The sequence below is a fragment of the Aerococcus sp. L_32 genome (assembly GCF_050689315.1).
Map to the genome: position 1 here is coordinate 1 of NZ_JBOEQF010000578.1, position 1,086 is coordinate 1,086.

A 1,086-nucleotide genomic window follows, 5' to 3' on the forward strand; every position below is an offset into this window, starting at 1 on the left:
CGGCTGTTCATGGCGCAATCTTCTTTATCAACGGCCATTCGTGAGTTGGAAGAAATGTATGACTTACAAATCTTCGAGCGCACAAAACGCGGTATCTTCATTACTGAAGAAGGTAGCGAATTCTTATCGTACGCCCGTGACGTCTTGTCGCAGGTGTCCGTTATGGAGAATCGTTACTTAGATGCCGACCGAAAAAAATTGTTTTCAGTATCTAGTCAGCATTATGACTTTGTGTCAGAAGCTTTTGCGGTATTGGTTGCAAATGATGAAGATCGCGCCCACCATTATCGTTTATTAGAAACCTCAACAACTGATGTAATGGAAAATGTCAAAAATGCCTATTCTGAAATCGGGATTTTATACATGAATGCCTACAACCAAAAGGTCATTAAGCAGTACCTAAACCATAACGAGTTGAGCTATACAGAAATCGGGGCCTTTCAACCCCATGTTTTCGTCGGTAAACAACATCCCTTAGCAGATAGAGAAAGCCTAACCCAAGCAGATTTGCTGGCCTATCCATCTGTTACATTCGAACAGACACAAGGTTCCTCAGCTCAATTAACTGAGGAAGCATTGGACTTGGGAGAGGGCTCTACACAATCAACCATTTACGTCAGCGACCGGGCGACTTCGATTAATGTCTTAGTGAAAACCGACGCTATCCTAGTGGGTACAGGTATATTGACTTCACCATTCCGCGATATGATGACCACCGTCCCTGTTACAGATGTTGAAGACAACCATATTATTTACATTCAAAACAAATACCGTAAACTATCTAGTGAAGCCGAACGATTCATTGGCATTTTGAACGACCAGTTGAATGATGTAATTGGATCTGCTGATTCTTAATCAGCACCACATTTATATCAATATTCAGGAGGAAGACAAGATGGCAGTTATCATTACATTAGCTATTTTTGTACTTGTATTGTTATTCCTAAACCGTTTAGCAGGGAAACACGTGAAATATTCAAACCGTGTCTTTATCGGATTAGGTATTGGGATTGTTTTTGGTATTATTATTCAATTACTATTTGGTTCCGACTCAAGTACAACCACAACAATTTTAGATTGGGTCAA

The 1,086-nt window shown here is 40.3% G+C and carries 1 protein-coding gene and 1 pseudogene; both read left to right on the plus strand.

Annotated elements, in window-relative coordinates; genetic code table 11:
• The coding region (locus ACRCJ0_RS14880) for a LysR family transcriptional regulator (protein ID WP_431390983.1) at positions 1–855 on the plus strand (855 nt) is incomplete at its 5' end.
• A gap of 40 nt (positions 856–895) precedes the next feature.
• A pseudogene (locus ACRCJ0_RS14885) lies at positions 896–1,086 on the plus strand (L-cystine transporter); the annotation flags it as partial.